A 4980-nucleotide genomic window follows, 5' to 3' on the forward strand; every position below is an offset into this window, starting at 1 on the left:
CCAGACGGCCATTTGCCGTTGAGATAAATTTCCCTCCTGACTAAGTTGGTAGAGCAAGTTTCTTTGTTCTATGTTAAGATGTTGAGGGCTTCGTTTTTGGGTCTGATTTGTTTTTGTTAATGATCAGACAGTACCTGATGAGCCTTTCTTTGTCAACTCTTGAGGTTGATGCGTTTCATTTTTGAATTGGCGTTATTAGCCATGATGAGCGCTATTTTCATCTAGCCGATCATATTATTAAGCTCGATTATGGTGCTGTGGAATCGGAACAGACTGTTCAACAATCAGGTTCTCTCTAAATTAACCCACCAGTTTCTTACTCACTATGTCAGATAGTTCCTCCTTCCAAAAACTTAACAAACAGCCCGCAATTAGCTGGGCATTGGGATTACTAGCTTTATTTTTAGCCATTGGTGGTATTGTTCTCGCCTATCGTCAGTTTGGGCATACCCCCCACCGGGATAGTTCCCGTCCGCTGCCTGTAGCCGTGGAACAGACGGATCTAACGATCATCGTTTCCGCTAATGGCACTGTGGAACCGGAAAAAGTGGTTAATGTTAGCCCTAAAACAGCAGGAATTTTGAAGGAACTGCTAGTAGATGAGGGTTATACTGTCAAAAAAGGACAGATAATTGCTAAAATGGACGATTCTGATTGGCAGGGTCAATTATTAGAATCCCAGGGCAAACTAGCGGCAGCCCAAGCTAATCTCCGCAAACTAATCGCCGGTAATCGTCCCCAAGAAATCGCTCAGGCCCAAGCGAAATTGGAACAACTAGAAGCCAACCTACAAAAGCTGATGGCCGGTAATCGTTCTCAGGAAATTGCCCAAGAAAAAGCTCGTTTAGAAGGTTTAAAAGCCATTTTCAAAAAATCTGATGATGAATATCGTCGCAATCAGCTACTTTTCAACGAAGGAGCCATATCTCAACAGACTTTAAACGAAAAACTGGCAACTAGGGATAGCGCCCAGGCTGCCGTGATTGAATCCCAAGAAAAGCTATCTCTCCTTAAAGAAGGAACTCGCTCGGAAGAAATTGCTCAAGCAAAGGCGGAAGTGAGAAATCAACAACAGGTCTTAGACCTTCTCCAAGCAGGAACAAGACAGGAGGAAATCGATCAAGCACGGGCGGAGGTGACTACTGCTCAGGGTTCTCTACAAAATGTCAAAACTCAGATTGAGGATACCATCATCAAAGCACCCTTTGACGGGGTGGTTACTTTTGTCTACGCTGAACCGGGGGCTTTTGTGGCTCCTACTACGACCGGCAGTTCCGTATCTTCGGCCACTTCTTCCTCGATTTTATCCCTGGTTTCACAAAATGAAGTGGTCAGCAATGTAGCAGAAAAAAACATTGATAAGATCCGGGTTGGGCAAAAGGTGACGATTACAGCCGATGCTTATCCCGATAAAATCTTCCATGGACGAGTCTCTCTGATTGCCACCCAGGCAACGGTAGAACAAAATGTCACCAGTTTTGAAGTGAAAGTGACCCTAGAAGAAAAGGCGGCCAGGGAATTAAAGGCGGGAATGAATGTTTCTACCGATTTCCAAGTCGGCCAACTGAAAAACGCTTTAACCGTGCCAACTATTGCCGTTACCCGTCAGAACGAGCAAACTGGTGTTTTTGTTGGCGCACCTAACCAACCACCCCGATTTGTCCCCATTACCACTGGCGTTACTATCGGCAATCGTACCGAAGTTAAAAGCGGACTCGATGGCTCCGAACATATCTTAATTAATCCACCCTCGGACACCCGACCAAGGCAAGGTTTTTCTTGGCAAAGTCTCTTTGGTGGTGGGGGGAACGAACCTGCTGCCGGTGGCCCTCCCCCCGGGGCCCCACCACAGGGAGCCTCACCCCCCCCAAGTGGGCCGCTCTAATCATTCCTATTGTCAACCTTGGCAGATGTTTTCAGCGGAAGGATTGACGTTGTATGATCAGTAGGCTTGTTGACAATCCCCGAAGCGCTCAGGCGAGGGATTCTTGAAGCTCATCACCGCGCTTTCTGGTTTCCCCTACTCACGTCTTACACGATTATGTCCTATCCGAACCTACTAGAATATCACTTGTTATCTAGTTGTCCACTTGTGGATAGCTCTCCAAGCGTTTTGGTCTTTCAACCAAGATTCGGGTATGCCCTACCCTATCTGCCTTACGGCAAAATGTTTTTAGTTTATTTCAGTCTTGGAAAAGACTTACTCCCCTGTTTTAAGAGTTTTCGGGTGGCTCTTGTCTTCTTTTTTCTCCTCAAAAGTGCCGTACTATTGCAACGGGATTTCCACGATGTGAGCGGCATTTCAACCTGTTGACTCTTGGATTTTAACACAACTGTTTAGAGTTGTGCTTCGTGTCACTGAGCCTTGACATTGAGCCTGTCGAAATGTGTCGAAATGTGTCGAAATGTGGACACTGAGCCTGTCGAAGTGCTGTTCTATATTGGTCGGCTTTTCATCTCCGAGGTAAAACCGAGGGTTTCTCCAAGCCGACATTTAAGGTAAATGCAATACAGATCACAGTCTATTGTTTGATGGATATCCCCTCTCTACTCCACAGGGCAGAAAAGGCCCTACTCCCCATCTTTTCGGAAATTGACGCACAGGTCAAGGAAAATCTCCGTCAAGTCCTCGCTGCTTTCCGTGCAAACCGCGTCGGGGTGCATCATTTTGCTAGTGTTAGCGGTTATGGTCATGATGACTTGGGACGGGATACTTTAGATCAAGTGTTCGCCCAAGCCCTGGGGGCCGAAAAGGCAGCGGTGCGAGTACAATTTGTTTCAGGAACCCATGCGATCGCCTGTGCCTTGTATGGGGTTCTTCGACCGGGGGATGAGATGTTAGCGGTAGCGGGTGCGCCCTACGATACCCTAGAGGAAGTAATCGGGATTAGGGGCAGTGGTCAAGGCTCTTTAAAAGATTTTGGCGTTAGTTATCGGCAATTAGAGCTAGATTCTACCGGTGCGATCGATTGGTTGTCCTTGGCAACAGCAGTTAAACCCCAAACCCGTTTAGTACATATTCAAAGATCCTGCGGTTATTCGTGGCGATCGAGTTTGTCTATTGACGAAATCGAGAGAATTGTCCGTATAGTTAAACAACAAAACCCGAATACGGTCTGTTTTGTCGATAATTGCTATGGAGAATTTATCAACACCCAAGAACCCACCGATGTGGGGGCAGATCTGATGGCCGGTTCTCTAATTAAAAACCCCGGAGGTACAATTGTCACGGCCGGGGGATACATAGCAGGTAAAGCGGAATTAGTGGAAATGGCCTGCTATCGTCTGACAGCACCGGGGATCGGTGGGGAGGGAGGAGCAACTTTTGACCAAAATCGTCTTCTTTATCAGGGATTGTTTCTAGCGCCGCAAATGGTGGGAGAAGCGATGAAAGGCAGTCATTTAATTGCCTATGTGGGCGATAAGTTGGGTTATCCGGTCAATCCCGCTCCTTTTGTGCCTCGACGCGATATTATTCAAGCGATTAAACTCGGTTCCCCCGATAAGCTGATTGCCTTCTGTAAAGCCATTCAAGCCTATTCTCCCATCGGTTCCTACTTAGACCCCGTTCCTGCCCAAATGCCGGGCTATGAGAGCCAAGTAGTGATGGCTGGTGGCACGTTTATCGATGGTAGCACCTCGGAATTCTCTGCCGATGGACCCCTGCGGGAACCCTATATCGTTTTTTGTCAGGGGGGAACCCATTGGACCCATATTTCCCTGGCCCTAGAACAAGCGATCGCCGCTTTAATGAATGGTTCTTCTCACCTTCCTTCTCTCCCTTAGTTAAAGTCCTAACTTCCTGTCTTTGTGGTTAACAAAAAGGGAACAGTCAAGGAGCAAAAGTGCCATTAATAGAGGCTTTCAACATTAGTATTTACGCTCTCTTGGGTTTGGTGGGTAAAATGTATTCTTGAGATATAATTCTGCTGGCGAGCGAGTGGCACGAACCACAAAGACACAAAGGACACAAAGATCGGTCGCTCCTATATAAGTTAAACTTATCACACAAAGAATAAGAGAGTCGTATTTATTCCTTTTTTATTTTTGTTAAGGACTTATTGATTGATTTAGGCTCTTTTTTTGGGTAATTCCTAATTTTTAAGATCAATGTAGATTGACAAAAATGAGATGCACCCAGTTTCCAACTTGTCTAACTCGATGCCGGACGGGAAAATAAGCACAAATCTAACTATACTCATTAGAATATAAATATCAACGACCACGATTAAAAACTCTTATGCGGGTAACTATAAAATCGGCCTTGAGTGACAGTCATATCAATGCTAATCAAAGCAGCAGTCAACGTCAACTGATGCTCTCGATCGCCGCCACCAGTGAACAGATCAACACAAATTTACCGATTAATCTTTGTTTAGTTCTCGATCATAGCGGTTCTATGCAGGGAAAACCCCTAGAAACGGTCAAAAAAGCGGCTTTAAGTTTAATAGAATCCCTCGGTATTAATGATCGTCTCTCGGTGATAGCTTTCGATCATCGCGCTAAAGTTATTCTTCCCTCCCAATCGCGACAGGATGATCTGACCTTAATTCGCTCAAAAATTAAACAGTTACAAGCGGGAGGAGGCACGGCGATCGATGAAGGGATAAAATTAGGTATTCAAGAAAGTTCTACCGGCAGCAAAGGTTATGTGTCTCATATTTTTCTGCTTACCGATGGTGAAAATGAACACGGAAACAATCAACGCTGTTTAAAATTAGCCGCAGTAGCGGCTGAGTACGGTATCACCTTAAATACCTTCGGTTTTGGCGATCATTGGAATCAAGATATCCTAGAAAAAATTGCCGATATCGCCGGCGGAAGTTTATCCTATATCGAAAGACCCGAACAGGCTTTAATTGAATTTACTCGTCTGTTTAACCGTCTGCAATCTGTGCGGTTAACTAACGCTTTCCTGCAATTAGAATTAGATGCTCGGACTCATTTAGCCGACTTAAAACCCATCGCCCAAGTTGCCCC

Annotated in this window: 3 protein-coding genes; all 3 read left to right on the top strand. The window is 45.6% G+C overall.

The annotated features are described in order from the left end of the window. The first annotated feature begins 325 nt into the window (after nucleotides 1-325). The gene (locus PX484_RS10635) at nucleotides 326-1885 is read left to right on the top strand and encodes an HlyD family secretion protein (RefSeq protein WP_287666953.1); all 1560 of its coding nucleotides are present in this window, start codon (nucleotides 326-328) and stop codon (nucleotides 1883-1885) included. Between the two features lie 647 nt (nucleotides 1886-2532). Beyond that, nucleotides 2533-3786 (top strand): methionine gamma-lyase family protein, encoded by a 1254-nt coding sequence (locus PX484_RS10640; RefSeq protein WP_287767128.1) that lies wholly within the window; start codon nucleotides 2533-2535, stop codon nucleotides 3784-3786. A 454-nt stretch (nucleotides 3787-4240) separates the two neighbouring features. After that, nucleotides 4241-4980, top strand: a 740-nt coding sequence (locus tag PX484_RS10645; protein WP_288103775.1) for a vWA domain-containing protein, incomplete at its 3' end; no start/stop codon positions are given.

Source organism: Microcystis sp. M49636_WE2 (assembly GCF_030065375.1).
GTDB classification, from domain to species: Bacteria; Cyanobacteriota; Cyanobacteriia; order Cyanobacteriales; family Microcystaceae; genus Microcystis; species Microcystis aeruginosa_C.

What these genes read in the sequence shown, in the direction of transcription:
- PX484_RS10635 (WP_287666953.1), top strand. Translation starts at nt 326, where the DNA reads ATGTCAGATAGTTCCTCCTTCCAAAAACTTAACAAACAGCCCGCAATT.
- PX484_RS10640 (WP_287767128.1), top strand. Translation starts at nt 2,533, where the DNA reads ATGGATATCCCCTCTCTACTCCACAGGGCAGAAAAGGCCCTACTCCCC.